We start from the raw sequence: 26,960 nt of genomic DNA, 5'->3' as shown, positions 1-26,960 counted from the left end.
GCCTGCCTGACCAGAATAAGGTTCACTCTTAAGTGGACGGTTCTCGCCCGGTGCGGGCCCGTGCCGCGCGCCATAGTCGAGGCATGATGCGTTCGGCGCGCGTGGTGGCAGTGGCGGTGATGGCGCTCTCGGGAACGGTCGTGCCCGCGGCCGTCGCCGATCCCGGGCCGTCCTGTGGCGGGATCGCGGCGAACCCGAGTGTCGAGGAGACGGCCCGCAACGGCGCTCCGGACGGGTACGTGTTCACCCCGGCCGCGCCGGTCCCGCCCGGCACCCCGCCCGCGAAGGCCCCGCGGCTGCTGACCGAGCAGGCCTACGCCGTCGACGGGCAGCGGTCGGCGGTCATCCAGACCCCGGACGGCCGGGCCAGCACCGCCACCCAGGCCGAGAAGTTCGTCCCCGGCGGCGTCTACCTGCTCAGCGTCTGGACGGCGGCGCACGCGCCCGGCACCGGCCCGGCCACCGGCCTGCGGTTCCTCGACGCGACCGGCGGACAGGTGCAGGAGACGAAGCTGGTCGCCGACCACAACGCGAGCGACGGGCACCTGGCCCGGCAGGACTTCCCGGCCACGACGGCCCCGGCGAAGGCGGCCGCGGTGCAGTTCTTCGCCACGACGAGCGCCGAGCGGCTGCGCTGGGACTGCGTCGGCCTGCAGCTGGCGGCGTACTCGGTGAAGAAGGAAGTGCAGAACCCGGCGACCGGCGCGTGGGGCCCGTTCGCGACGGTCACCGCGGGCGACACCGCGCACTACCGGATCACCGTCACCAACGAGGGCACGCAGGAGCTGACCGGGATCACCGTCACCGACCCGTGGTGCACCGGGCGGTTCGCCCCGTTCGGGCTCGCCGCGGGCGCGAACAAGCAGCTGACCTGCGACCACCCGGACCTCACCGTGGCCGACACCGGGCACGTCAACACGGCGAAGGTCACCGGCGTGCACTACCCGGGCGGCACGCTCGGCGACAAGACGGCGTCGGCGACGATCACCGTGCTGCCGCCGCCGTCGATCGCGAAGATCGGCGACTTCGCCTGGGTGGACCGCAACCGCGACGGGCTGCAGGACCCGGACGAACCCGGCGTCGCGGGCGTCAAGGTGACGCTGAAGGACGGCGCGGGCGGCACGGTCGGCACCACGACGACCGACGCAGGCGGCAAGTACGGCTTCGAAAAGCTCAAGGACGGCACGTACCAGGTGTGCTTCGCGGTCCCGGCGGACTTCACGGTGACCCGCAAGGACGCCGGGCCCGACGACCGCGACTCCGACGCGGACGCCGACGGCTGCACGGCACCACGCACCCTGGGCGGCAAGGCCCGCGAGGACTTCACGGTGGACGTCGGCCTGGCCCCGCCGACGAACCGGATCGGCGACTTCGCCTGGTCGGACACCGACGGCGACGGGCAGCAGGACCCGGGCGAACCGGGCCTCGCGGACGTGAAGGTGACGCTGAAGAAGGGCGGCGAGGTCGCGACGGTCGTGACGGGCGGGGACGGCGCGTACGCGTTCGACGGCTTGGAGGACGGCGGCTACCAGGTGTGCTTCACCCCGCCGTCCGGCCTGCACCCGTCCCCGAAGGACCAGGGCGACGACGCCACGGATTCGGACGCGGACCCGGCAACGGGCTGCACCGACGTCCGGCAGCTCGGCGCGGGCCGCCGCGAGGACCGCACGGTGGACGCGGGGTTCGCCGTTACGGTGGGGGCATGACGGATCTTCCCCTCGCCCTGGTGACCGGCGCCTCCCGCGGAATCGGCGCGGCGGTGGCCCACCAGCTGGCCCCGACGCACCGCCTCCTGCTCGGCGGCCGCGACGCCGACGCACTGGCCGAGCTGGCGAAGGAACTCCCGGGCGCCAAGCCATGGCCGGTGGAGCTGACGGACCCGGCAGCCCTCGAGGCGGCGGTGTCGGACATCCCCGCCCTGGACGTCCTGGTCCACTCGGCAGGCGTCGCCCGCCTGGGCCGCGTCGAGGAAGCGCCCGCGTCGGCGTGGCGCGCCAACTTCGAGGTCAACACACTGGCGGTGGTCGAGCTGACCCGCCTCCTCCTCCCAGCCCTCCGAGCGGCCCGCGGCCACGTGGTGGTGATCAACTCGGGAGCAGGCCGAACGGCCCGCCCCGGCTGGTCCCCGTACGCGGCAAGCAAGTTCGCGGTCCGCGCGTTCGCCGACGCGCTGCGCGAGGAGGAGCCGGAAATCCGCGTGACGTCGGTCTACCCGGGCCGCACGGACACGGAGATGCAACAGGAGATCTTCGCGGGCGAAGGCCGCGAGTACGACACAACGCACCTGCTGAAGGCAGACTCGGTGGCCACAGCGGTGGTGACGGCGGTATCGGCCACCCCGGACGCCCACCCGACGGAGATCATCCTCCGCCCCCGCTGACCGGCGAGGCGGCACTTTCACGTGAAAGTGCCGCCTCCGCGTCCATGCTCAGGCCCGCAGCCGGGCCGCGGTCTCCGCGACCCCCGCCTGCACCTTCGCCCGGTCCACCTTCACGGACTCGCCGTCGGCCACGACCTGCTCTCCCGCGACCCACACGTCACGGACCCGCCGCGAGCCGGCCGCCCACACGAGGTTGGACAGCAGCTGGACGTCCGGGACGTCGAGTCCGCAGGCGAATGCCGGGTCGTCCAGGTCGACGTGCACCAGGTCCGCCCAGCGCCCGGCCTCCAGCGCGCCGATGTCCGACCGGCCCAACGCCGAAGCACCGCCGCGGGTGGCCAGCAGGAACACGTCCGCCGCCGTCAGCACCGTCGAGTCGCCGGTGGCGAGCCGGGCGAACATGGCCGCCAGCTGCAGCTCCTCCCACAGGTCGATGTCGTCGTTCGACGCCGGGCCGTCCGTGCCGAGACCCACCGAAACGCCCGCCGCCCGCAGGTCCGCGATGCGCGCGATGCCCGAGGCCAGCTTCGCGTTCGAGCCCGGGCAGTGCGCCATGCCGACGCCGTGAGAAGCGAACAGCGCGATGTCCGAATCCGACAAATGGATCGAATGTGCCGCCAGCACCCGACCGTCCAGCATGCCCAGCTTCTGAAGCAGCGCCGGCACCGAACCGTGCGCCGCACGGACCGCCGTGTCCTCCGACGCCGCTTCGGCGACGTGGATCTGGACCAGCGCGCCGCGCGACAAGGCCGACTCCGCCGTTGCCCGGAGCCCGTTTTCCGACAGCATGTACGCCGAGTGCGGGCCGTAGCCCAGCTCGATGCGGTCGCCCGGGCCGAAACGCAGGCCGTCCGTGTCGATCCAGCGCTCGATGGCGCGCAGCTGCGCACGCCAGTCCAGGCCCGGCAGCTCCATCACCGGCGGGGCGACCAGCACGCGACCGCCGGTCGTCAGGACCGCGTCGACCAGCTGCTCGCCCTCGAAGTACATCTCCGCGCTGGTCGTGACGCCGTGGCGGAGCATCTCGACCGAACCCAGCAGCATGCCCGTGCGGATGTCCTCCGGGCGCAGCTTCGCCTCGGCAGGCCAGATGATCTCGTTCAGCCACGGCAGCAGCGGCAGGTCGCCGCCCATGCCGCGCAGCAGCGTCATCGGGCTGTGCGCGTGCGTGTTGACCAGGCCGGGCAGCAGGATCCCGGTCAGGGTGGTGACCGGGGCGGCGGACCCGGGGGCGGTGGCCGCCGGTCCGCAGTACGAAATCCGCCCGTCGGCGTCGACGTCGACGACCGCGTCACGCAGCAGGGAACAGGACGGGTCGGCCGGGAGAACGACAGGGGCGTGGAAACGGCGTTGCATCTGCCGATACTACGCACCCGGAACTACGAGACGACTCCGCTCCGCCACGCCCACGCCGCGGTCTCCACGCGGTTGCGTGCGCCGATCTTGCCCTGCACCGACGCCAGGTGCGTCTTCACCGTCGACAGCGACAGGAACAGCTCCGCGCCGATCTCGGTGTTGGTCAGCCCGCGCGCGACCGCCTTCACCACGTCCAGCTCGCGGGCGGTCAGCGGCTCGGACGGCGGCGGCACCTTCGGCTTGGCCGGGCCTGCCCCGTCGAAGTGCTTGAGCAGCCGGACGGTGATCTGCGGCGACACCAGCGCGTCGCCGCGGTCGGCCGCGCGGACCGCCTCGATCAGCAGGGCCGGGCCCGCGTCCTTCAGCAGGAACCCGGACGCGCCGTTGCGCAGTGCCGTGTGGACGTACTCGTCGAGGTCGAACGTCGTGACCACGACCACCTTCAGCGGGTCGGTCACGTCCGGCCCGGCCAGCTGCCGGGTGACCTCCAGCCCGTCGAGGCCGGGCATGCGGATGTCGAGCAGGCAGACGTCCGGACGCAGCTCGCGGGCCTTCGCGACCGCCGAGACGCCGTCCGCGACGTCGGCGACGACCTCGATGTCGTCCTGGGCGTCCAGGATCATGCGGAAGCCCATCCGCACCATCTCCTGGTCGTCGGCGATCAGTACCCGGATCACTCGTCCCCTTCCATGTCTTCTCCAGTCGCCAGCGGCAACCAAGCTTCGACCCGCCAGCCGCCGTCCGGGCCCCGCCCGGCCGACAACCGGCCCTTCAGCAGCGCGACGCGTTCGCGCATCCCGACCAGACCGTAGCCGCCGGACCCGCCGGCCGGCCGGTGCGCCGTCTGGCGGCCGTCGTCGGTCACCCGCAGGTGCAGCTCGCCGCCGGTCACCTCGGCGAGCACGAACGCCCCGGTCGCGTCGGCGGCGTGCTTGCCGACGTTGGTCAGCGACTCCTGCACCAGCCGCAGTGCCGAGCGGCCGACCTCGTGCGGCAGGTCCGGCGGCAGGTCGAGGTGCATCGACGTCGGCACGCCGTGGTTGGCGCTCTCGACGAGCTTGCGCAGGTCGGCGCCGAGGTCGGTGGTGGCCTGCTCGCTGAACTCGCTCGACCCGGCAGGCGCGTCGCCGCGCATCGAGCGGACCAGCCGCCGCATGGCCGCGAGCGCTTCGACGCCGGCGTTCTCGATCCGGGCCATCGCCTCGACGGCGACCTCCGGCTTCTGCTCGGCCATCAGCCGCGCCGCCTGCGCCTGCACGACGATGCCGGTGACGTGGTGGGCGACGACGTCGTGCAGCTCGCGGGCCAGCGCCATCCGCTCGGCCGTCTGCGCGTCACTCACCGCCGACCGCACGGCCTGGGAGCGCTGGGCGTCCCGCGAGCGCAGCATCAGCCCGACGGTGATCGAGATGCCGAGCAGGATCGTGGCGGTGAAGGCCAGCAGGGTCAGGGTCTGCGCGTCGGTCTGGGGGCTGCCGCGGTAGGACGAGTTGAGGATCGCCGCGAGCGCGACGACGCCGGACACGGCGGCGATCCGGGACCACGACCGGCTCACGCCCTGGGCGCGGACCAGGTTCACCACCGTGCCCATCGCGGCGACGACCTGCACCGCGGGCACGCCGCCCGGCATCGGGTAGTCGGAGTAGCGCAGGTGCAGGAACGGCTTGACGACCGCGGACAGCAGCATGATCCCGGCGAGGGCGAGGAGCGCGTCCGCGGGCCGCCGCGGCGACAGCACCGCGAGCACGGCCGCGACGATCGAGCAGAACAGGATCGGGAAGCTGCGGGCGTTGGTCGCGTACGTGTAGCCGAACTCGAACAGCATCGCGAACGCGAGCAGCCCGATCAGCGGCCACTGCCCCATCGCCAGCTCGTTGATCCACCGGAGCCGCTGGGTCCGCGGCACGGCGCGCGGGCTGCGGTCGCGGCCCGCGATCGCAGGCGCGAGCGCGCCGACGAGCAGCAGCAGGCCGAACAGCAGGGCCTGGGAGCCGGTGCCGCTGTCGATGTCGTTGACGCCCCGGTACCGGCCGAAGACCGCGACGAGCCCGCCGGTGACGAGCGCGGCGACCACGCAGAACGCCACGCCCGCCCGGGCCCGGCGGGTCACGTAGTAGACCAGCAGCACTCCGGCCACGACCTCGCTGATGGCCACCTTCGGCAGCACGCTCGAGTACGCGGGAAGGCTCAGCGCGTGGATGAAGAGGGTGGAGAACACCAGCACGCCCGCGCCCGCCGCGCCGGCCACGGCGGCGCGGCGCTGGGCCCAGAACCCGCAGCCCACCATCGCGAAGATGCCGGGCAGGAGGCCGAAGTCGACGAACCGCGGGCCGGCGTCGTCGAGTGCCGCCTGCGTCGTGACGACGAGGTCGAACAGCAGCGCGGCCAGCAGCACCGCCGAGGGCACGCCGATGCGCCGCACCAGGGCGACGGTGCGGGCGTACAGCTTGTTCGCGGGGGGCGCGGCGGGCACAACGTGACGTTACGTGATTCCCCGGCGTCCGCACCTTGGCCGAGTGGCCCGCGCTGCCTCGGCCGATCGGCCGATGCGACGGCGGGCGTGACCGGCCTTCTGCCCGAAGTGGACGGCCCCCGGTCTCGGCGAAGCTCGTCGGCGTCAAGATCCGACGGACAGGGAGAAACCTCGTGGACCCGAACACTCCACAGTGGACGAACGGCCCGGTGCTGTCCGGTCGCGGGCTGGTGAAGCGCTACGGCGCGCAGCACGCACTGGCCGGCGTCGACATCGACATCCAGCCGGGGGACGCCGTCGCCATCGTCGGCCCGTCCGGCTCGGGCAAGACGTCGCTGCTGCACGTCCTGGCCGGCATCCTGCGGGCCGACGAGGGACAGATCTTCCTGGCGGGACAGCGGATCGACCACCTCGGCGAGAAGAAGCGCAGCGAGCTGCGCCGCACCGAGTTCGGGTTCGTCTTCCAGTCGGGGATGCTCGTCGCGGAGCTGACGGCGGAGGAGAACGTCGCGCTGCCGTCGCTGCTGGCCGGGCTCGGCCGCAAGGAGGCCATCGAGGCAGGCCGCCAGTGGCTTTCGCGCCTCGGCCTGGCGGGCAAGGAACGCCGCCGCCCCGGCGAGCTGTCCGGCGGTGAGGCCCAGCGCGTCGCGATCGCCCGTGCGCTGACCCACCGGCCGAAGGTCATCTTCGCCGACGAGCCGACCGGCGCGCTCGACACGCGCACCGGCCGCGACACGATGGACGCCCTGCTCGGCGCCGCCCGCGAAACCGGGGCCGCGGTGATCGTGGTGACCCACGACCGCGAGCTGGCCGAGTCGATGCCCAAGACCGTCGCCATCCGCGACGGCCTGATCGCGACGAGGCTCGCGGCATGAACTCGCTCCAGATCGCCCTGCGGGTGCTGCGGGTGGACCGGCGGACCCGGACGTCGGCGATCCTCACCGCGGTCGGGGTGGCCGTCGCGACCGGGCTGGTGCTGCTGCTGGCGACGCTGCCGTTCGCCACGCAGAACCGCGAGCAGCGTGCCATCTGGCAGGGCGGGAACTACTACAGCCGCGGCACCGACGGCCCGGCCAAGCTGCTGTTCAACGCGTCGAAGGACTACTTCGACGGCAAGCAGATCATCCGCGTCGACGTCGCGCTGACCCCGGGGACCAGCCCGGGCGCGATCGCGCTGCCGCCCGGCGTGCCGCAGCTGCCCGGACCGGGCGAGACCGTGGTGTCGCCCGCGCTCGGCAGGCTGCTGCAGGCCCACCCGGCCGCGGAGCTCGGCGACCGGTTCGGCAAGCCGGTCGGCGCGCTCGGCGAGGAGGGCCTGCGGTTCCCGGAACAGCTCGTCGCGCTCACCGGGCACACGCCGGACGCGATGCCGGAGAACGTCTCGCAGCTGCCGGGCTTCCCCGGCGGGAAGGCGAGCCCGGATCCGCTGCTCATGCTGCTGTCCTGGGTGGGGATCATCGTCCTGCTGGTGCCGAGCCTGGTGCTGGTCGCGTCGTCGGCCCGGCTGACCGCGACCCGGCGCGAGCGGCGGCTGGCGGCGATCCGGCTGGCCGGCGCGACGCCGGGGCAGGTCACGAACATGGTGGCCGCCGAGACGACGTTGTCGGCGGGCATCGGCGCCCTGCTGGGGTTGCTGATCAGCCCGGCACTGCACGGCCTCGCGTCGTTCGTGCCGTGGGCGGGCGGCACCTGGCTGGCGTCCGACTTCGCCCTGCCGATCGGGCTGACGGTGTTCATCGTCCTGTCCATCCCGGTGCTCGTGGTGCTGGCCGGCGTCCTCGGCCTGCGCCGGGTGCTGAAGAACCCGCTGTTCGCCACCGGTGGCCACACGAAGAAGCCGTTGCGCTGGTGGCGGCTGCTCGCGCTGCCCGCGGCCGGGCTGTTCTTCCTCGTCGCGGTGCTGACGGCCAAGGACTACGGCGGCATCGGCCTGGTCATGGCGGGGCTGTTCCTGCTGGTGGGCTCGGCCGCGATCGTCGGGCCGTGGGTGACCTCGGCGGTCGGCGGCACGTTCGTCCGGATCTGGCGGCGCCCGTCGGCGCTGCTCGCCGGCCGCCGCCTGCGTGACGACCCGAAGGGCGCCTACCGCGCTTCGGCGGGGATCGTGCTCGCGGTGTTCGCCGGGTCGATGGCGCTGACGCTGCTGCCGACGTTCGAGTCGATGGCAGGCGGCGGCCGGTCCTTCCGGGACGAGGTGCTCTACGTCGACACCGACAACCAGCACGCGGGCCGGATCGTCGAGCAGGCCAACGCGGCCCTGCAGAAGTACGGCCGGTCCGAGCGGGCGGTCGCGGTCGGCAAGGTCTACCTCGTCCAGGGCCAGGCACCCAACCGGTACGGCCACCGCGCGCTGGTGATGACCTGCGCCGACGCGGTCAAGCTGACCCGCTTCGGGCTCACCCCGGAGAACTGCACGGGCGGTCCGGGTGTCTTCGGCGACTCGGCGCTCGACCTGGCGCAGTACAAGGTCGCCGCGTCCTGGGAGGGGACGGCGACGGCCGCGAAGTCGGGGACGCGGGTCGAAACCGTCCGGTACCCGGACGCCGACCTCAGCGGCTCGTTCATCATCGACCCGGCCGCGCTGCCGGACGGCCTCACGCCGACGGACGTCACCGTGGTCGCGCCTGCCGACGGCGCCGCCCGCGAGATCGTCCGCACGGCACTGGCCGGGCCTGCGGCAGGCGCGGAGATCGGCAGCCGGGACCAGTACCTGTTCAACCAGCAGACCGAGCTGGGCGACCTGCGCCGGGTCACGGTGATCGGGCTGATCGCGGCCGGGATCCTGGCGGGCTGCAGTGCCGCGGTCGCGACCGCGGGCTCGGTGATGGACCGCCGCCGTACGTTCGGGGCGCTGATGGCGGCCGGTACGCCGGTGCGGGTGCTGGCACGGGCGCTGCGGATGGAGGCCGCGCTGCCCGCGCTGGTGGCCACCATCGGCGCGGGAATCGTCGGGGTGGGTGTCGGCGTCGGGCTGTTCAGCATGGTCGACGAGCGGGGCATCGTGCTCAGCCCGTGGCTGCTGGCGCCGGTCGTGCTCGGGGTCGGGGTGGCCCTGCTCGGCGCGTCGGTCTGCACGCCCGCGCTCAAGCGGGTCCAGGCCGAGCCACTGGCCGACGAGTGAAAAGCGGGTTCGCCCCTCTGTCGGGGGAGGGGCGAACCCGCCCTCAGCGCTTTTCGAAGATCAGGTCGTGCGAGACGCGGCCTTCGACGTCCGCGCGCTGCTCGAACTTGGTCACCGGCCGCCACTCCGGGCGGGGCGCCCAGCCGTCGTACCGGTTGCGCAGCGCGGGCTCGGCCGAACAGACTTCCAGCATCTGCTCGGCGTAGTTCTCCCAGTCGGTCGCCATGTGGAAGGTGCCGCCCGGCGCGAGCCGCGACGCCACCAGCGCGGCGAACGACGGCGACACGATCCGCCGCTTGTGGTGCTTCTTCTTCGGCCACGGGTCCGGGAAGAACAGCCGGACGCCGTGCAGCGTCCCCGGCTCGACGTGCTCGGTCAGCAGCACGACGGCGTCACCGTGCAGCAGCCGCAGGTTCTCGACACCCAGCTTTTCGGCGCGCAGCATCAGCTGGCCGAGGCCCGGGTCGTAGACCTCGACCGCGACGTAGTTCAGCTCCGGCGCCGCGGCGGCCAGCTGCGACGTCGTTTCGCCCATGCCGGAGCCGATCTCCAGCATCACCGGCGCTTCGCGGCCGAACCACGCGGTGAAGTCCAGCGGTCCCTCGGGCAGTTCCCCGACCGTGCGGCCCAGCCGCGGCCAGTGTTCTTCCCACGCCCGCTGCTGCCCGACGGTCATCCGGCCACCGCGCTTGACGTAGCTGACCACGCTGCGCAGTCGTCGTCCGTCTTCGTTGTGCACGGACCGAGGTTAACGAACGGCTTCGAACTCCCCCAGCCGAGACCGCAGCCCGGCCAGCCCGGCCACCGCGATCGGGTCCGGCGTCGGTCCACTGTGGGCGGGCAGGACGTCGATCCAGCCCGGGTGCCGGTCGGTGTTCACCACTGTCGTGGGAATCGCGTGACCCGATTTCCCGCGTTCGGACGGCATGAACTCCCAGTAGCCGGATTCGCCGTCCGCGGCCCACGGGACGAATTCCCAGCCCGGCCGCCTGCCGAGCAGCTGCGCGATCCGGTCCTCGACGCGGAAACCCTGTTCCCGCGAATCGAGCTTGCCGTCGGCGACCGCGCGCAGCCACCACGGCGCCGGGACCGGCCCCGCCATCCCGGCCGAGGCGCGGAACAGCGCCAGGACGTTTTCCTCGGGGGCACGGTGCACCCACGCCCGCCGCAGCTCGGCGGGGGTCGCCGCCGTCATGGCGGCCTGCGGGAGCTGGATCGCGCGGGCCCACTCGAGGTCCAGCATCGGTTCGAGCCGCGGAACGTCGTCCTCGACGCGGGCCCGGGGAATCGTGTTGCCCAATTCTTGACCGGTGTCGACCGTCAAGGGTCACCTCCAGGGGAGCTCAGACGGTTCCGGTTCGCTCTCTTACGAATCTGGCCTGGTCATAGCATTATGTCCGGCGCCTGTGAGGGAAGCCACAGCTGTTTCACCTTTTGTTAACACGGATTCGTGCGGTATTGAGACCGCGATCACGCTCAGGCGTCGCGCCGGGCGGTGACGAGGACCCCGGCCACGAACAGGGCAACACCGATCGCCGCGAAGTAACCGAGGGAGCCCCACGGGCCCAGCGGGGCAGGCGTCGGCGGCACCGGGCCCGAGGACAGGCCGGCGGCCCCGACGAACTCGTTCGCGGCGTGGAACGGCAGCCACGGGGCGATGTGCCTGCCCACGCCGGGGATGAAGCCGACCAGTCCCTCCAGCACCTGCGTCCACACCAGCACGATCGTCAGCGCGAAGGCGACGCTGCGCAGCAGGAGGGCGACGCCGACCCCGGCGATCGCGGTGACCAGGAAGACCAGGCTCTGGCCGAGCACCGAGCGCCAGGCCGCGCCCGTGTTCAGCGCGAAACCGGCGTCCGGCTCCACCAGCGACGCCACGCCCCACGAGCCGAAGCCGACAACGAGCCCGAGCACCGCGCCGACGGCGGCGACGACCGTGACCTTCGCCAGCAGCGCGGGCACCCGGGCCGGCACCGCCTGGAAGGTCAGCCGCATCGTGCCCCAGCCGAACTCCGACGCGGTGGCGAACACCGCGAGGACGAGCAGCACGGTCCGGCCGTTGCCGCTCGCGAGCTGGGTGTTGCCGACCGTCGCCGGGATTTCCGGCCCGGCGAGCGCGAAGAACAGCGCGGTGAAGCCGAGCGGCGCGACGACCGCGATGGCCAGGCACCACCACGGCGCGCGGGTGGTGAAGAGCTTGATCCGCTCGGCCCGCAGCAGGTTCGCCATCGTGGTCATCGGGTGGCCTCCGCGCCGGTGAACTCGACCGCCTCGCGGGTGAGGTCGAGGTAGGCCTGTTCGAGCGTGCCGCTGATCGGGCTCAGCTCGTGCAGCGTCGCGCCCGCGTCGAAGGCCAGCTGCCCGATCCGGTCACTGTCCAAACCGGACACGACGAAGACGTCCCCGGTTTCGGTGAACTCGGCCTGGCCGGTCAGCGCGGCTCGCAGCCGCTCGGCGTGCGGGGTGCGTACGCGGACGCCGTGCTCGCTCGTCCGCGCGACGAAGTCGTCCATCGTGCCCTGGTAGATCAGCCGCCCGCGGCCGATGACGACGAGGTCCTGCGCGGTCTGCGCCATCTCCGGCAGCAGGTGGCTGGACACGAACACGGTCCGGCCTTCGGCGGCGAGCGTGTGCAGCAGCTCCCGGATCCAGGCCATGCCCTCCGGGTCGAGCCCGTTGACCGGCTCGTCGAACAGCAGGACGCGGGGGTCGCCGAGCAGTGCGGCGGCGATGCCGAGCCGCTGCTGCATGCCGAGCGAGTACTGCTGGACGCGCTTGCCTGCGACACTCGTCAGCCCGACCAGGGCGAGCACCTCGTCGACCCGCCGGTCCGGGAGGCCGTTGGCCGCGGCCAGCCACCGCAGGTGGTTGCGCCCGCTGCGGCCGGGGTGGCGCCAGGTGGCGTCCAGCATCGCGCCGACCGTCCTGAGTGGATCTTTCAGCCGGCGGTACGGGACGCCGTCGACGAGCACCGTGCCCGCGTCCGGGGTGTCGAGGCCGAGGACCAGGCGCATGGTCGTGGACTTGCCCGCCCCGTTCGGGCCGAGGAACCCGGTGACGCGGCCTGCGTGCGCGGTGAACGTCAGCTGGTCGACCGCGGTCGTCGCGCCGTAGCGCTTGGTCAGTGCGTTCGCTTCGATCATGGGCTCCCCTTCCGTGCAGGAGCCTAGCGGGAAAGGGAAATCCGGGTCGCCCCCCGACAGCGCGACCCGGATTCCCCTTTTTCCCCTTTTCCCCTGTTTCTTCCCCTCAGGCGTCCCGCTTCTTCGCGACCCCGAGCGCGACGAGCAGGAACACGATCGCAACCCCGGCGAAGTAGGCCAGCGCCCAGCCCGGGCTCAGCGGCGAGTCCGACGGCGACGGGCCCTCGGCGCCCGCACCGCCCAGGAACTTCCTCGCCGCGTTGAACGGCAGCCACTCGTGGATGTGGTGCCCGATCTTCGGGATCAGCGACACCAGGTCCTCGACGGCCAGGTAGTAGATGAGCAGCAGGGCGATGGCGCCGGCACTGTGCCGGATCAGGACACCGATCGCCACGGCGAGCACGGCGCTGATCGCGAACACCGGCCCGAGCCCGGCGACGTTCATCCAGTCCTGCGCGGTGTGCAGGCCGAGGTTGTCCTTCGGGCGCAGCACCATGCCGAGGCCCAGTGCGCCGAACGCGGCGATCTCGCCGATGACCAGCCCGACGAGCGCGACGACGACCGCCTTCGAGACCAGGGCGGGCGAGCGGTGCGGCACGGCCTGGAACGTCGTGCGGATGGTGTTGAACCGGTATTCGGTGGTCACCGAGAGCGCGGCGAGCACCATGACGACGGCGATGCCGAACTGGGTGCCGCCGAAGAGGGTGGCGGAGGTGGTGAGCGGGACGTCGGCCGACGTCGCGCTCGCCATGATGGCGGCGAAGCCGACCGAGAGGCCGACGGCGATGAGCGCACACCACCACGGTGAGCGGGTGCTGAAGAGCTTGATGCGTTCGACCGCGAGCAGGTTCATGATCTTCGTTTCCCCGGTTACTTGGCTGCGGACTCGAGCACGTGCTGCGCCTCGGCGTCGAGGCCGGTGTGGTACTCGACGGAGTCGCCGGTGATCTGCATGAAGGCCTGCTCGAGCGAGCCGGTCTGCGGGCTCAGCTCGTGCAGCACGATCCGGTTGGCGGCGGCGAGTTCGCCGATCCCGTCGCTGTCCATTCCGGACACGACGAGCGCGTTCGGCTCCTCGGCGACCCCGGCGCCGGCCCGCTGCAGGGCGGCACGGAGTTCGGCGAGCTGCGGCGAGCGCACCTTGACCGTGTTCTCCGCCGCGCGGGCGACGAAGTCCTCGGTCGAGGACTGGGAGATCAGCTGTCCCTTGCCGATCACCACGAGGTTGCTCGCGGTCAGCGCCATCTCCGAAAGCAGGTGGCTGGACACGAAGACGGTGCGGCCTTCGTCGGCAAGGCGGTGCATGAACTTCCGGATCCAGAGGATGCCCTCGGGGTCGAGGCCGTTGACCGGCTCGTCGAAGAGCAGCACCTCGGGGTCGCCGAGCAGGGCGGCCGCGATGCCGAGCCGCTGCGACATGCCGAGCGAGAACCCGCCCGCCCGCTTGTTGGCGACGCTGGTCAGGCCGACGATCTCGAGCACCTCGTCGACGCGGGAGGCCGGGATGCGGTTGGACTTCGCCATCCACAGCAGGTGGGCGCGCGCCGAGCGGTTGGGGTGCACCCACTTCGCGTCGAGCAGCGCGCCGACGGTGCGCAGCGGCTCCTTGAGGTCGTGGTATTTCTTGCCCCCGATGGTGACCTGCCCGCTGGTCGGGTTGTCCAGGCCCAGGATCATGCGCATGGTGGTGGACTTGCCCGCCCCGTTCGGGCCGAGGAAGCCGGTGACCTGGCCGGCGGAGACGGAGAACGACAGGTTGTTCACCGCCAGCGTGGTTCCGTACCGTTTGGTGAGGCCGGTTGCCTCGATCATGGCTGCTCCTCTTCCGCCCCTCGCTTACGACGTGTTCATCGTCGCGGGTGGAGGCCGGTTCCCGCGTCACCCTGCAGACCGAACCGCGCCCCCTACCTGAGTAGTACCTTGCTGGCTCTTCGGCCGATGCGCGATCCGTGATGACCCTGAGTCGACCCTGATTCGCCATAGTTAATGAACTGTGGTTCAATAACTGGGTGGCCCGGCCGAAGAGCATCACCGACGAACGGCTGCTGGCGGCCGCGGAGACCGTGATCGGCCGCTGTGGCCCGGGATTCACGCTGGCGCAGGTGGCCGCGGAGGCCGGGGTCTCGGTCGGCACGGTCGGGCAGCGGTTCGGCTCGAAGAGCGGCCTGCTGCAGGCGATGAGCCGCCGGGCCACGCGGCTGGCGGTCGAGTCGATGCGGGAGTGCGCCGCGCGGGCGGACGACCCGGTCGACGGCCTGCGTGCCGCGGCGGTGGCGGTCTACGCGGGGCTCGGCGACGCCGAAGAGGCGGCGAACCACCTGGGCCAGCTCGGCGTGGACATCGGCGACCCGGTGCTGCGGGCGCTGCTGGGCGAGCACTTCACGGCGGTCGAGGAGGAACTGCGGCGGCTCGTGCGCGCGGCGGCGCCTTCGCTGCCGTACGCCCCGAGCGTGCCGCGCGCGGCACGGGCGGTGCTCGGCGTGCTCAACGGAGTGGCTCTGGACTGGTCGATCCGGCCGCACGGGCGGCTGGCCGACCGGCTGGCGGAGGACGTCGACGCGGTGCTGACCGCGTGGCGCGGACAGGAGGACGGATGAGTTTGCGGGGCAAGGTCGCGGTGGTCACCGGGGCGACCAGGGGCTGCGGGCGGGCGATCGCGGTGGAACTGGGCCGCGCGGGCGCGACGGTGTACGTCACCGGCCGCACGACCCGGGAGTCGAAGTCCCCGATGGGACGCCCGGAAACGATCGAAGAGACCGGCGAGCTGGTCGAGGCGGCGGGCGGCAAGGCGGTCGTCGTCCGCTGCGACTTCACCGACGTGTCCGATGTGGACGCACTGAACGCCCGCATCGAGTCCGAAGTGGACGGAATCGACATCCTGGTCGACGACGTCTGGGGCGGCGACATGTACGCGATGTTCGACGCGCCGTACTGGGAGACGCCGCTGGAGGACGCGCTGAAGCTGACGCACAACGCGCTGGACACGCACCTGATCGCGCTGCACCGCCTGCTGCCGCTGGTGGTCGCCCGCCGCGGCCTGGTCCTGGAGGTGACCGACGGCGACAACGACGACTACGTCGGCGCGGGCCTGCCGTACTACCTGGCGAAGTGCGGCATCCGCGCGCTCGGCCGGGCACTGGGCGCCGAGCTGAAGAAGGACGGCAGCGTCGGCCTCGCGGTGACCCCGGGCTTCCTGCGGTCGGAGTCGATGCTCGACCACTTCGAGGTCACCGAGGACACCTGGCGCGACGCGGTCGGCAAGACGGCCCCGGACGACTTCAAGATCTCCGAGACGCCGTACCTGCTGGCCCGCGGCGTCGCGGCCCTGGCACAGGACCCGGACGTCGCCCGCTTCGCCGGGCGGACGCTGGCCTCCTGGACGCTGATGAAGGAGTACGGCTACACGGACATCGACGGCGACCGCCCGGACTTCGGCCGCTGGCTCACCGAGGTCCGCCAGGCAGGCAAGGACCCGGCAACCACCCCGCCGGACGCCTTCCGCTGACCGGGGCCCCAAACGCCCCCAATGTGGCGTTCGCTGCGTCAGACGCACCCAAGGCGAACGGCCAATTGGTGACCTACTCCCCGACGGGCAGGGCGCAGGCCCGGCGCGGCCGGGGAGTGGCTCACCCCAGCGTCCTGAATGACTCATTCAGGACCTCCGAAGACCTGAATGAGTCATTCAAGACACCGCACCACCCTCCGACCGCACGCCGGACCACGGTTCCCGCGAAAACGTAGGTCAGCAAAGGTGGTCCGCCAGGCAGGCAAGGACCCGGCAACCACCCCGCCGGACGACTTCCGCTGAGCTTCGAACTCAGGCGAGGCCGGGGCGGGCGAGGCCGGTTTCGTAGGCCAGCACGACCGCCTGCACCCGGTCCCGCAGTTCCAGCTTCGCCAGGATCCGCCCGACGTGTGTCTTCACCGTCGCCTCCGAGAGGAACAGTGCCTCGGCGATCTCCAGGTTCGACATGCCCTTGGCGATCAGCACCAGGACTTCGCGCTCGCGGTCGGTCAGGACGTCCAGCTCGGTGGTGTCCCGCAGCGGTGAGCCGCCGGCGCCGACGAACCGGTCGAGCAGCCGGCGGGTCACCGACGGGGACACCACCGCGTCGCCCGAGGCCACCGCGCGCAGCGCCGAAACCAGGTGGTCGGGCTGGGTGTCCTTGAGCAGGAACCCGCTCGCCCCGCCCTGCAAGGCCGAATAGACGTACTCGTCGAGGTCGAACGTCGTCATCACCAGGACGCGCGCGGTGCCGGCCGCGACGATCCGCTTGGTCGCCTCGACGCCGTCGAGGACCGGCATCCGGACGTCCATCAGCACGACGTCGGGGCGCAGCCGCTCGGCCAGCTCGACCGCCTGCGCGCCGTCGCCCGCTTCGCCGACGACGTCGATGTCGGCCTGGGCGCCCAGCACCATCCGGAAGCCGACGCGCATCAGCTCCTGGTCGTCGACCACCACCACACGGATCACTTGTCCAACCTAACCGGCAGGGCCGCGCGGACCTGCCACCCACCGGCCGGAGCCGGGCCTGCTTCCAACGTCCCGCCGTACACGTGCGCCCGCTCGCGCATGCCGATCAGCCCGTTGCCGCCCGGCAGGCGCGGGTCGTGCGCCGCGGTCAGCTGCGGGACGCGGCCGCCGCCGTCGTCGGACACCCGGACCTCCACCAGGTCGCCCGTGCGGTGCACCTGCACCGCCGCGGTCGCGCCGCGACCGGCGTGCTTGAGCGTGTTGGTCAGCGACTCCTGCACGATCCGGTACACCCCGAGCGAAACGCCGGCGGGCAGTTCGCCCAGCTCGCCGAGCTCCAGCTCCACCGGCACCCCGGCCGCGCGCATCCGCTCGCAGAGGTCGGCGAGGGCGTGCGCGTCCGGCTGCGGGACGCGCGGCTCGCCGTCGGCGTCGTCGCTGCGCAGGACGTCCAGCAGCCGCCGCAGCTCGCCCAGCGCTCCGCGGCCGGTCTCGGAAATCGTCTGCAGGGCGCGCCGGGCGAGGTCGGGGTTGCTCTCGATCGCGTACGACGCCCCGTCGGCCTGGACCACCATCACGCTCACCGCGTGCGCGACGACGTCGTGCAGCTCACGCGCGATCCGGCCGCGTTCCTCGGCCACCGCGATCCGGGTGGCCTGGTCCCGTTCGGTTTCGAGCAGGTGCAACCTGGCCTCCACTTCCACGTCGTAGGCGCGCCGGGCGCCGACGAACTCGCCGAGCGTCCAGCAGAGGGCGATGCCGAAGGCGAGGAACAGCGCCGAGACGAGCAGATCGGCCGGGTCCAGCGACAGCTGCACAGCCGAGGCGACGATCACCGCGCCGACGTACAGCAGTCCCTGCCGCCGCCCGGCGTAGACGACGACCGAGTAGATGCTCATCGCCAGCGCGGCGACGCTGGCGACGCCGACCATCAGCGTCGCGTGCACGACGCCGATCACCAGCACGCAGTAGGCCGACCACAGCGGCGACCTCCGCCGGAACACCAGCGGCGCGACCATCGCGACGTTCATCGGCACGGCGACGTACCAGGGGGGCAGCTCCGGCGCGTCGGACAGGCTGTCCGCGGCGAGCAGCGTCAGGTCGAACAGGCCGAGCAGGACGGCGAGCACCGTGTCGCCCGCCATGGGGTGGGCACGCATCCAGAGACTCAGCCGTCGCACCCGACAAACACTAGGTCCCGAGGTGGAGCCCGCGCGTCGGCCGGCAGTACCACCTTCGGTGCGACCTCGGGATGAGCCGCATGGCACGATTCACCGGGGTTCGTCCGTACGAGCGGGGAGGGCTGGGGGCCGTGACGTCACCGGAGCAGGGCCGGCTCGCGGGTCCGCTGTCGATGTCGGTGGCCAACCTGTGCCACCGCCTGCAGCCGCAGGTCTCCGCGCGCACCGCCGCCGGGTTCGCCGAGGTGCTGCGCCGGCTTGGCGCGCCGCTGCAGGTCGCCGTGGCCGGCCGGATCAAGTCGGGCAAGTCGACGCTGGTCAACGCGCTGATCGGACGCCGGGTCGCGCCGACCGACATCGGCGAGTGCACGCGGCTGGTGACCCGGTTCCAGTACGGCACGGTCGACCGGGTCGAGATCGTCTTCACCGACGGCCGCAAGCAGGTGCTGCCGTTCGCCGCCGACGGGATGATCCCGGCCGAGCTGGGTGTCGACATCGAGCAGGTGTCGCACATCGAGGCGTACCTGACGAACGCCGTGCTGCAGGGCATGACGGTGATCGACACCCCGGGCCTCGGCTCGCTCGACGCCGCGTCGGTGTCGCGGACCGAGCAGCTGCTGGGCGCGGCCAAGCACCGCAAGGACGAGGACGAGGACGAAGCGGGCTCCGACGAGCTGGACGACACTTCGCGCAACGCCGTCGCCGGAGCCGAAGCCGTCCTGTACGTCGTCACGCAGGGCGTCCGCGCCGACGACCAGCAGGCCCTCGCCGCGTTCACCGCGGCCACGGCGAGCCGCGAGGCGGGCCCGGTCAACGCGATCGCCGTGCTCAACAAGGCCGACACCATCGCGCCCGAGTCCGTCGAGGGCTCCGGCGGGGACGTCTGGAAGGCCGCGACGCTGCTGGCCGAGAAGCAGGCTTCGACGTTGAAGCCGCGCGTCGCCGACGTGCTGCCGGTGATCGGGCTGATCGCCGAGTCCGCCGAGTCGGGCGGCTTCACCTCCGCGGACGCCGAGGCCCTGCGGCAGCTGGCCGAGCTCGACGACGACGTCCTGCAGACCATGCTGATCTCCGCGGACATCTTCACCAGCTGGGAGTGCGACGTCCCGGCGGGCACCCGGCTGCGGCTGCTGGAGAAGCTCGACCTGTTCGGCATCTCGCACGCCGTCGAGGCGATCCGCAAGGAACCGGAGATCACGGCGGGTGCGCTGCGGCGTTCGCTGCTCGACGCGTCCGGGCTCGAAGCCGTCCGGCAGCGGCTGGCGGTGGTGTTCGCCGCCCGCGCCGACGGCATCAAGGCGGCCGCCGCGCTCGCGTCGGTCACCGCGCTCGCGCACGCCTCGAGCGACCCTGGCGAACGCCAGCGCGTCCACGACGCCATCGAGGTGCTGCTGGCCAAGCCGGAGGCCCACCAGCTGCGGCTGCTCGAAGCGCTGACGCTGGTCGCCTCCGGCGCGGTCGACATGCCCGACGACCTGGTCGAAGAGGTGCTGCGGGTGGGCAGCAACGCCGACATCGGCGCCCAGCTCGGCAAGCCGGGCGCACCGCGGGCGGAGCTGGCCGCGCACGCGCTCGAACGCGCGGGCTGGTGGCGGTCCTTCGCCTCCTTCGGGGCGACGCCGGCGCAGAGCCGCGTCGCGCACGTCGTGCACCGGGCGTACTTCTTGATGTGGCAACAGGTCCGCGAAGCCTGAGTTTGTTTCTGCTTGCCGAATCCGGCTGGCCATCCGGGTTTCCCGCGTACTGTGAAAACGTGCGACTGGAAAACACGACATCCTGGCGAGCGGGCTGGAGCAGCGAGAACGAGGTCGACGTCGCGCTGTACATCCGTGACGCCCTGGCCCTGTCCGTTTCCGAGGGACAGGTGCTGCCGCCGGTGGAGCCGCAGGTGCCGGTGCACGTCCCGCCGGAGGTCGACCGCGCGGCCGTCCAGGCGCAGTGGGCCGACTGGTGGGTCGACCTGCTGGCCTTCCTCCGCCATCGCGAGGACCCGGACCCGCGCAGCCCCCGCACCCGTTACGGCAGGCCCGCGCTCGCGCAGGGCTCGGCGATGCGGAAGGCGATCGAGGCCTTCGGCCCGGCCGCGGCCCGCCACTTCGCCAACGCCCGCGGGCCCGCGCTGCGCGGCGGGAGCGAGCCGGCGGGCGGGACGCCGTGGGCGCCCGGCTTCTACCGCCGCCAGATCGTGGCCGGTGAGCGGCTCGGCCAGCTGGTGCGCGAGGCCGAGGTCCAGCGGGGGCGGCGGGCGTACCCGTTCCGGCTGAACGTCATCGAGATCTCGGTCGCCGGGTCGATCTGGCTGCGCACGGCCGAGGACCAGCTGCTGGTCTCCTCCCGTCTGGCCGAGGACGGCCCGGCGCTGGAGGCCCTGCTCCGCGAGGTGATCGACGAGCTGGTCTGAGCACCCGGCTTTCATAAACCGAGCGCGCGGTCTGATAATAGGCGGCATGGAGACGACCGTCGACGAGCCGTCGTGGCTGCGCACCGGGTCCTGGATCGGCTGCCCCCTGCTCGGCGGCGGCATCGGCGTGGCGGCCTGGGCCCTCGCCGCCTGGATCAGCGGCCTGCCCGCATTCCCCTTCCAGGGTGTGTTCAAGGTGCTGACCACGCTCCCCCAGCCCTGGGCGACGCTCTCCGCGGTCGGCGGCGGGCTGGTGCTCGGCCTGGCGTTCGCCGCGATCTGGGCCCACGAACGCCTGGTCGTCACGGTGTCGCCGACCCGCGTCACGCTGGTCCGCGGTGACCGGACCCGCCGCATCGAGGCCGACCTCGAAGCCGTCTACCTCGACGGCAAGGAGCTGGTCCTGCGCACCACCGACGGCCGGGAGATCGCCCGCGAGAAGACCGACCTCAAGAACCACGAGCTGGCGCCCGCCTTCGCCGAGCACGGCTATCCGTGGCAGGACGAGCCGCCGGTCGAGCGATGAGGACGGTCGACCCGGTCAAGCACGCGGCCAAGCGCCGCGCGATCGTCGACGCCGCCGCCGGGTGCTTCGCCGAGAAGGGCTTCGAACGGACGACGACCGCGGACCTCTGCCGTGCGGCGGGCATCAGCTCCGGCAGCCTCTTCCACTACTTCCCCAGCAAGCGCGCGGTGTTCACGGCGATCTTCACCGACGACGCCGCCGAGACGGCAGGCCGGCTCGAAGCCGCGGCGCAGACCGATGACCCGCTCGCGGCGCTGCTCGACGTCGTCACCGAGCTGGCGGCCCAGCTCGCGCACCCGGCGATCGCCCGGCTCGTCCTGGAGGCCGCCGCACAGGCCGCCCGCGACGACGAGTTCGCCGAGCTGATCCGGCGCAATGACGGCGCGCTGCGGGACGGGCTGGCCGTCCTGGTCACCCGCGCCGCCGACGCCGGGCTGATCGACCCCGGTGCCGCGCCGCGGGCGGTCGCCGGCTGGCTCGCCGGCCTGATCGACGCGATGATTTCGCGGGTCAGCCTGGACCCGGACCTCGATCTGGAGGCGGAACTGGGGATCCTCCGGACGATCCTGATCCGGTTCCTTCGCCCGGTTCCGGCTCCGGACGGCGGCTGAATACGGTTCACTGTCGGCATGGCATGGTTTCGCAAGGAGGGAACCGGCGGCGGCGCGGCCGCGTCGGACACCGATGTGCACCCCTTGCAGCAGCAGGCAGCCGCCACCGACCTGGAGCGCGCGCTCGCCGACCGCCAGGCGCTGATCCAGATGTGTCTCTACGCGCTGGACCGCGCCCGCAGCGGCGGCGTGGTCGAACGCCTGGAGGAAGGGCTGGCCGCGATCGGCGTCCATGCCCTGCGGCCCGACGGCGAGCGGTTCGACCCGGCCCGGCACGAGGCGGGCGGCGCGGTCCCGACCGACGACCCGGCGCTCGACGGCATCGTGGCGGAAACCGAGGTCACCGGCTTCGCCGACCACGACCGCCTGCTGCGGGCCCCGATCGTCACCGTCTACGCGAAGAAGAACCCGTGAGCGCACCCACCGCGCCGAGCCTGCCCGCGCAGGTCGCGGCGGCGCGAGACCAGCTGCTGGCCGTCGTCCGCGACGCCGACCCGGACGCCGCCAGGTGGGTCGAGGACATCCGGAAGGCCCGGCCGAAGAAGCCGTCCGTCGTGGTCGTCGGCGAGACCAACCGCGGGAAGAGTTCCCTGGTCAACGCGCTGCTCGCGCGCCCGGGACTGTCGCCGGTGGACGCCGACGTCGCCACCGCGACCTACCTCGTCTTCGACCACGCCGAGGCGTGGGGCGCGCAGGCCTGCTACCCGGGCCAGCTGGCGCCGGTGCCGATCGACCTCGGCCAGCTGATCAACTGGGTGTCCGCCGCGCACGAGCTGCCGCCGGGCCAGATCCCGCCGCGGTACGTCGAGGTCACCGGGCCGGTGCCGCTGCTGGAACGGCTGTCGCTGGTGGACACCCCCGGCGTCGGCGGGCTCGACTCGATGCACGGCGAGCTGGCCAAGGAGGCCGCCGCGGGCGCGACCGCGCTGCTGTTCGTCGTCGACGCCTCGGCGCCGTTCACCTCGACCGAGCTGCAGTTCCTGCGTGACGTCGGCGAGCGCGTCGAGACCGTGGTCTTCGCCCTGACCAAGGTGGACATGTTCCGCGGCTGGCGCGAGGTCATGGAGGCCGACCGGCAGCTGCTGGCCGAGCACGCGCCCCGGTTCGCCGACGCGGTGTTCCACCCGGTGTCGGCGCGGATGTTCGAGACGGCGGCGAAGGCGCCCAACGAGCAGATGGCCGCCATGCTGCGCGAGAAGTCCGGCGTCGCCGCGATCCAGACGGCGTTGCAGGAGCTGCTCGTCGGCCGGTCGGCGATGCTCGGCGAAGCGAACACGCTGCGCGCGCTGTCCAGCGCGCTGGGCGAGCTGAAGGCGAAGCTGCAGGCCGAGAGCCGGGCGCTGTCGGCGGGCGAGGCCGAAGCCGAGCAGCTGCGCGAACGCCGTGACCAGCTGCAGGCCGAACGCCGGTCGTCGACCCGCGGCTGGCAGCTCAAGCTGCGCGGCGAGATCCAGCGCACCCGCGTCGAGGTCGGGCACGAGAGCAGCAGGCAGATGCGGGACGCGCAGACCCACTTCCGCCAGCTGATCGACGCGGCCAAGCGCGAGGAGCTGGCCGCGCTGCCGCAGCAGGTCGACCTCGCGCTGCAGACGACGTCGCAGCGGATCTCGATGCTGCTGTCCCAGCGCCTGAACCAGGTCACCAACGTCTCGCTGTCGGAGCTGTTCTCCCCCGAGGAGCTGGACGTCATCCGCGCGCAGTTCGCCCGCGCGGGCGGCCCGCCGGTGGTGCTGCGCCCGCCGGACAAGAAGCCGCCGACGGCCGAGGACAAGCTGCTCGTCTTCATGGGCATCTCCGGCGGGGTCGGCGCGGGCAAGGTCGCCGCGCTGCCGCTGGCGGGCGTCGCGATCCTCAACCCGGTCGTGCTGCCCGCGACGATCATCATCGGCCTCGGCGCCGGCTGGTGGATGGCCCGCACGCGCAAGCACGCGGCCGACAAGCAGCACATGAAGCAGTGGCTGGTCGAGGCCATCGCCGACGCCCGTTCGACGCTCGACCAGCTCGTCGCCGAGCAGCTCATCGAGGCCGAGCAGCAGCTGTCGATGGCACTGGACGAGGCACTGGGCCGCCGCATCGACGCCATCGAGGCCGAGATGAAGGAAGTCGACAAGACGATCAAGATGGGCGCCCAGGAACGCGCCAAGAAGATCGCCGTCGTCTCGAAGCGGCTGAAGGAGGTCAGCGACGGCCGCGAGCGCGCCGAGGCCTTCCTGACCCGGATCCGGGCCCTGCGGGACAAGACCGCCTGATCACCGGGTGGTCCGGTTGTGGAGCGGAACCGAACCGGCCTACGGTGAGTCATATCCTCGGACAGCAGGTCAGAGCGTTTCGAAGGGGGAAGTCCCATGTGGGTCGACGAGAGTGGCGGCAGCGACACCGACGCGAGCAGCCCGGACGCGATGACCGTCCACGTCGACGGCCAGGAGTACCAGGCCGAGGTCAACTACGACGTGAACGAGGACGGCGTCAACGACACCGCGATCGTCGAGCACGAGGACGGCACGGCCCAGGCCTTCATCGACACCGACCACGACGGCCAGGCCGACCACTACGCCGTGCTGGACGAGACCGGGCACGTCGTCGAGCAGGCGGTCTACGACGAGGCCAGCGGCCAGTGGGTCGAGGACGGCTCCGGCGGCGGCCACGACCACTCCGACACCGGCGGCCGCGACGACAGCTCGGGCGGGCACATCCACGCCGACCTGCCGGACGGCGAGGTCGACGCGGGGGTCGCGACCATCGACACCGACCACGACGGCCACAACGACACCGCGATCGTCGAGACGAAGAGCGGCGGCACGATCGCCTTCACCGACAAGGACGGCGACGGCGAAGCGGACATCGCGGTGCAGACCGAAGCGGACGGCACCACCACGACGTTCGAGCACTCCGGCCCCGGCCAGTGGACCGAAGTCTCCAGTGGACTGATGGACTCCGGCTCGGACGGCGACCCGGCGTCCGACGCCGCCTGGGGCGAGGCAGGCACGCAGACGCTGGAAGGCGTCGCGCGCATCGACTCCGGCACGGGACAGTGGATTTCGCCGAACTGACGTGACCTGCGTCATAGTTTGAAAGCCCGGGACGGCCGTCCCGGGCTTTCTTCATGTCTTCAATGAAAACAAGCAGGTCACGGGTGTGACCCCACACACCGGAAGATTTTCAGCGAATGGCCCGATCCGGTGATGTCTGAATCGATTCCCTTATCGTTCTTGTGAGAGAACGTACACGTCAGCCCTCGGTTACCGGCCGGTCATGCGGCTACTCTCAGGGAATCCCAAACACCGCACACCGGTTCGCCAAGCCGGTGTGCGAAGCCATTCGGTCGCCGGCAATGAGGCCCGCTCCGGAACACGGTCGTTCCGGCGTGGGCTCTTTTGTCGTCGGAAGTCAGGAGTAGAGATGACCGCAGTCGCCATCCCCGGACTGGACACAGCGCCGACGACGCACAGTGGCGTGCTGTCCTTCGTCCGGGAGGTCGCCGAACTGACCACCCCGGACCGCGTGGTGTGGGTCGACGGGTCTGACGAGGAAGCCGCCCGGATCAACCAGGAGCTGGTCGAAGCGGGCACGTTCGTGCAGCTCAAGTCGAAGCCGAACTCCTTCTGGGCCACTTCCGACCCGAACGACGTCGCGCGCGTGGAGGACCGGACCTTCATCTGTTCGGAGCGTCCCGAGGACGCCGGTCCGACCAACAACTGGATGGACCCGGCCGAGATGAAGGCCACCATGACCGAGCTCTTCCGGGGCTCGATGCGCGGCCGCACGATGTACGTCATCCCCTTCTGCATGGGCCCGCTCGGCGACGAGAATCCCAAGCTGGGCATTGAAATCACCGATTTCGCCTACGTTGTCGCTTCGATGCGCGTGATGACCCGCGCTGGCAAGGCCGCGCTCGAGAAGTTCATCGCGCCGGACGGCACCGAGCGCGAATTCGTGCCCGCGCTGCACTCGGTCGGCAAGCCGCTCGAGCCGGGCGAGAAGGACGTTTCCTGGCCCTGCAACGAAACGAAGTACATTTCGCACTTCCCCGAGGAGCGCGAGATCTGGAGCTACGGCTCGGGGTACGGCGGCAACTCCCTGCTGGGCAAGAAGTGCTACTCGCTGCGCATCGCCTCGGTGATGGCGCGCGACGAGGGCTGGCTCGCCGAGCACATGCTGATCCTCAAGCTGATCTCGCCCGAGAACAAGGTCCACTACGTCGCCGCGGCCTTCCCGAGCGCCTGCGGCAAGACCAACCTCGCCATGCTGCAGCCGACCATCCCGGGCTGGCGCGCGGAGACCCTGGGCGACGACATCGCCTGGATGCGCTTCGGCGAGGACGGCCGCCTGTACGCGGTGAACCCCGAGTTCGGCTTCTTCGGCGTCGCGCCGGGCACCGACTGGCACACCAACCCGAACGCGATGCGCACGATCGAGAAGGGCAACACGGTCTTCACGAACGTCGCACTGACCGACGACGGCGACATCTGGTGGGAGGGCATGGAGAACAAGCCCGCCCACGCGACGTCGTGGAAACACCAGGACTGGACGCCGGACTCGGACGAGAAGGCCGCCCACCCGAACTCGCGCTACTGCACCCCGATGTCGCAGTGCCCGATCCTCGCGCCGGAGTGGGACGACCCGAAGGGCGTGCCGATCTCGGCGATCCTGTTCGGCGGCCGCCGCAAGACCACGGTCCCGCTGGTGAACGAGGCCCGCGACTGGCAGCACGGCGTGTTCATGGGCGCCACCATGTCGTCGGAGACGACGGCCGCCGCGGCGGGCGCGGTCGGCAACGTCCGCCGCGACCCGATGGCGATGCTGCCGTTCCTCGGCTACCACGCCGGTGACTACTTCAAGCACTGGCTGAACCTCGGCAAGAACGCCGACGCGACCAAGCTGCCGAAGATCTTCTACGTCAACTGGTTCCGCCGCGGCGACGACGGCCGTTTCCTGTGGCCGGGCTTCGGCGAGAACTCGCGGATCCTCAAGTGGGTCATCGAGCGGGTCGAGGGCCGCGGCAACGCCGTCGAGACGCCGATCGGCTTCGTGCCGCGTGCCGAGGACCTCGACACCGAGGGCCTCACCGAGCCGATCGAGGACATCCAGGCCGCCCTCGACGTCAAGCCCGAGGAGTGGCGCGAGGAGCTGCCGCTGATCGAGGAGTGGTTCGAGAAGATCGGCGACAAGGTCCCGACGTCGCTGCGTGACGAGCTGGACGCGCTGGCCCAGCGCCTCGCGTAAGGCTCCCCAGCAGGAGGGGACGGCTCCCGGCCGCATCCGGGAGCCGTCCCCTTCTTCCATTCCGGGTAGGT

Annotated in this window: 25 protein-coding genes; 14 read left to right on the top strand and 11 right to left on the bottom strand. The window is 71.8% G+C overall.

The genetic code is table 11. From position 1 onward, the window contains the following. The first annotated feature begins 83 nt into the window (after window positions 1-83). Window positions 84-1,706: a DUF7850 domain-containing protein gene (locus ABJI51_RS10490; protein ID WP_348949588.1), complete on the top strand. Its 1,623-nt coding sequence runs from the start codon at window positions 84-86 to the stop codon at window positions 1,704-1,706. Beyond that, window positions 1,703-2,380, top strand: coding sequence for an SDR family oxidoreductase (locus tag ABJI51_RS10485; RefSeq protein WP_348949586.1), 678 nt, complete (start codon window positions 1,703-1,705; stop codon window positions 2,378-2,380). Before ABJI51_RS10490 ends, ABJI51_RS10485 begins: the two co-directional genes overlap by 4 nt. Before the next feature lie 48 nt (window positions 2,381-2,428). Here ABJI51_RS10485 and ABJI51_RS10480 read toward each other — a convergent pair whose 3' ends face one another. From ABJI51_RS10480 to ABJI51_RS10470, 3 genes are read right to left on the bottom strand one after another with little or no spacing between them, the layout of a single operon-like run. Next, entirely contained in the window at window positions 2,429-3,736 is a 1,308-nt protein-coding gene (locus ABJI51_RS10480; RefSeq protein ID WP_348949585.1) for an amidohydrolase family protein, read from the bottom strand. Window positions 3,737-3,759: 23 nt separating this feature from the next. Next, window positions 3,760-4,413, bottom strand: coding sequence for a response regulator (locus tag ABJI51_RS10475; protein WP_348949583.1), 654 nt, complete (start codon window positions 4,411-4,413; stop codon window positions 3,760-3,762). Next, a complete protein-coding gene (locus ABJI51_RS10470; RefSeq protein ID WP_348949580.1) occupies window positions 4,410-6,209 on the bottom strand; it encodes a sensor histidine kinase in 1,800 nt (599 codons plus the stop codon). Before ABJI51_RS10470 ends, ABJI51_RS10475 begins: the two co-directional genes overlap by 4 nt. 173 nt (window positions 6,210-6,382) lie before the next feature. On the opposite strand from ABJI51_RS10470, the gene ABJI51_RS10465 reads away from it, so the two are divergent. Beyond that, on the top strand, window positions 6,383-7,084 hold the full coding sequence (locus ABJI51_RS10465) for an ABC transporter ATP-binding protein (RefSeq protein ID WP_348949578.1): 702 nt from the start codon (window positions 6,383-6,385) through the stop codon (window positions 7,082-7,084). After that, window positions 7,081-9,330 carry an FtsX-like permease family protein gene (locus ABJI51_RS10460; RefSeq protein ID WP_348949576.1) on the top strand — a complete coding sequence of 750 codons (2,250 nt, stop codon included), beginning with the start codon at window positions 7,081-7,083 and terminating at the stop codon, window positions 9,328-9,330. Before ABJI51_RS10465 ends, ABJI51_RS10460 begins: the two co-directional genes overlap by 4 nt. A gap of 43 nt (window positions 9,331-9,373) precedes the next feature. Here the strand turns inward: ABJI51_RS10460 and trmB are convergent, their stop codons facing one another. The 6 genes from trmB to ABJI51_RS10430 form a co-directional block, all read right to left on the bottom strand. Beyond that, window positions 9,374-10,006: a tRNA (guanosine(46)-N7)-methyltransferase TrmB gene (gene trmB, locus ABJI51_RS10455; protein WP_348949817.1), complete on the bottom strand. Its 633-nt coding sequence runs from the start codon at window positions 10,004-10,006 to the stop codon at window positions 9,374-9,376. A 72-nt stretch (window positions 10,007-10,078) separates the two neighbouring features. Next, a complete protein-coding gene (locus ABJI51_RS10450) occupies window positions 10,079-10,630 on the bottom strand; it encodes a hypothetical protein (protein WP_348949815.1) in 552 nt (183 codons plus the stop codon). A 176-nt stretch (window positions 10,631-10,806) separates the two neighbouring features. Then, a complete protein-coding gene (locus ABJI51_RS10445; RefSeq protein ID WP_348949575.1) occupies window positions 10,807-11,568 on the bottom strand; it encodes a hypothetical protein in 762 nt (253 codons plus the stop codon). Beyond that, the gene (locus tag ABJI51_RS10440) at window positions 11,565-12,473 is read right to left on the bottom strand and encodes an ABC transporter ATP-binding protein (RefSeq protein ID WP_348949573.1); all 909 of its coding nucleotides are present in this window, start codon (window positions 12,471-12,473) and stop codon (window positions 11,565-11,567) included. The genes ABJI51_RS10445 and ABJI51_RS10440 overlap by 4 nt, the downstream gene beginning before the upstream one ends. A gap of 106 nt (window positions 12,474-12,579) precedes the next feature. Continuing rightward, window positions 12,580-13,326 carry a hypothetical protein gene (locus ABJI51_RS10435; RefSeq protein ID WP_348949571.1) on the bottom strand — a complete coding sequence of 249 codons (747 nt, stop codon included), beginning with the start codon at window positions 13,324-13,326 and terminating at the stop codon, window positions 12,580-12,582. 17 nt (window positions 13,327-13,343) lie between these two features. Then, window positions 13,344-14,285, bottom strand: coding sequence for an ABC transporter ATP-binding protein (locus tag ABJI51_RS10430; RefSeq protein WP_348949569.1), 942 nt, complete (start codon window positions 14,283-14,285; stop codon window positions 13,344-13,346). Window positions 14,286-14,482: 197 nt separating this feature from the next. Here ABJI51_RS10430 and ABJI51_RS10425 point away from each other — a divergent pair, with 197 nt between their 5' ends. Both ABJI51_RS10425 and ABJI51_RS10420 read left to right on the top strand, forming a co-directional pair. After that, on the top strand, window positions 14,483-15,070 hold the full coding sequence (locus tag ABJI51_RS10425) for a TetR/AcrR family transcriptional regulator (RefSeq protein ID WP_348949567.1): 588 nt from the start codon (window positions 14,483-14,485) through the stop codon (window positions 15,068-15,070). Then, entirely contained in the window at window positions 15,067-15,978 is a 912-nt protein-coding gene (locus ABJI51_RS10420; RefSeq protein ID WP_348949565.1) for an SDR family NAD(P)-dependent oxidoreductase, read from the top strand. The genes ABJI51_RS10425 and ABJI51_RS10420 overlap by 4 nt, the downstream gene beginning before the upstream one ends. A gap of 312 nt (window positions 15,979-16,290) precedes the next feature. On the opposite strand, the gene ABJI51_RS10415 is transcribed toward ABJI51_RS10420, so the two are convergent. Together ABJI51_RS10415 and ABJI51_RS10410 are read right to left on the bottom strand one after the other, a co-directional pair. Then, the gene (locus tag ABJI51_RS10415; RefSeq protein ID WP_348949564.1) at window positions 16,291-16,947 is read right to left on the bottom strand and encodes a response regulator; all 657 of its coding nucleotides are present in this window, start codon (window positions 16,945-16,947) and stop codon (window positions 16,291-16,293) included. Beyond that, entirely contained in the window at window positions 16,944-18,107 is a 1,164-nt protein-coding gene (locus ABJI51_RS10410) for a sensor histidine kinase (protein WP_431605595.1), read from the bottom strand. Before ABJI51_RS10410 ends, ABJI51_RS10415 begins: the two co-directional genes overlap by 4 nt. Before the next feature lie 194 nt (window positions 18,108-18,301). Here ABJI51_RS10410 and ABJI51_RS10405 point away from each other — a divergent pair, with 194 nt between their 5' ends. From ABJI51_RS10405 to ABJI51_RS10370, 8 genes are all read left to right on the top strand, one after another. Beyond that, on the top strand, window positions 18,302-19,822 hold the full coding sequence (locus ABJI51_RS10405; RefSeq protein ID WP_348949812.1) for a dynamin family protein: 1,521 nt from the start codon (window positions 18,302-18,304) through the stop codon (window positions 19,820-19,822). A gap of 59 nt (window positions 19,823-19,881) precedes the next feature. After that, window positions 19,882-20,529: a hypothetical protein gene (locus ABJI51_RS10400; protein ID WP_348949562.1), complete on the top strand. Its 648-nt coding sequence runs from the start codon at window positions 19,882-19,884 to the stop codon at window positions 20,527-20,529. 46 nt (window positions 20,530-20,575) lie between these two features. Then, window positions 20,576-21,055: a YqeB family protein gene (locus ABJI51_RS10395; protein WP_348949561.1), complete on the top strand. Its 480-nt coding sequence runs from the start codon at window positions 20,576-20,578 to the stop codon at window positions 21,053-21,055. After that, a complete protein-coding gene (locus ABJI51_RS10390) occupies window positions 21,052-21,666 on the top strand; it encodes a TetR/AcrR family transcriptional regulator (RefSeq protein WP_348949559.1) in 615 nt (204 codons plus the stop codon). The genes ABJI51_RS10395 and ABJI51_RS10390 overlap by 4 nt, the downstream gene beginning before the upstream one ends. 18 nt (window positions 21,667-21,684) lie before the next feature. Further along, window positions 21,685-22,080: a nucleotide exchange factor GrpE gene (gene grpE / locus ABJI51_RS10385; RefSeq protein WP_348949557.1), complete on the top strand. Its 396-nt coding sequence runs from the start codon at window positions 21,685-21,687 to the stop codon at window positions 22,078-22,080. Further along, window positions 22,077-23,915 (top strand): dynamin family protein, encoded by a 1,839-nt coding sequence (locus ABJI51_RS10380; protein ID WP_348949555.1) that lies wholly within the window; start codon window positions 22,077-22,079, stop codon window positions 23,913-23,915. The genes grpE and ABJI51_RS10380 overlap by 4 nt, the downstream gene beginning before the upstream one ends. Window positions 23,916-24,011: 96 nt before the next feature. After that, the gene (locus ABJI51_RS10375; RefSeq protein ID WP_348949554.1) at window positions 24,012-24,716 is read left to right on the top strand and encodes a hypothetical protein; all 705 of its coding nucleotides are present in this window, start codon (window positions 24,012-24,014) and stop codon (window positions 24,714-24,716) included. Window positions 24,717-25,065: 349 nt separating this feature from the next. After that, window positions 25,066-26,889 (top strand): phosphoenolpyruvate carboxykinase (GTP), encoded by a 1,824-nt coding sequence (locus ABJI51_RS10370; RefSeq protein ID WP_348949553.1) that lies wholly within the window; start codon window positions 25,066-25,068, stop codon window positions 26,887-26,889. Window positions 26,890-26,960 lie beyond the last annotated feature (71 nt).

The sequence above is a fragment of the Amycolatopsis melonis genome (genome assembly GCF_040064235.1).
Lineage (GTDB): Bacteria > Actinomycetota > Actinomycetes > Mycobacteriales > Pseudonocardiaceae > Amycolatopsis > Amycolatopsis melonis.
The sequence above is the reverse complement of the archived record's forward strand: the minus strand, read 5'-3'. Positions and strand labels throughout refer to the sequence as shown.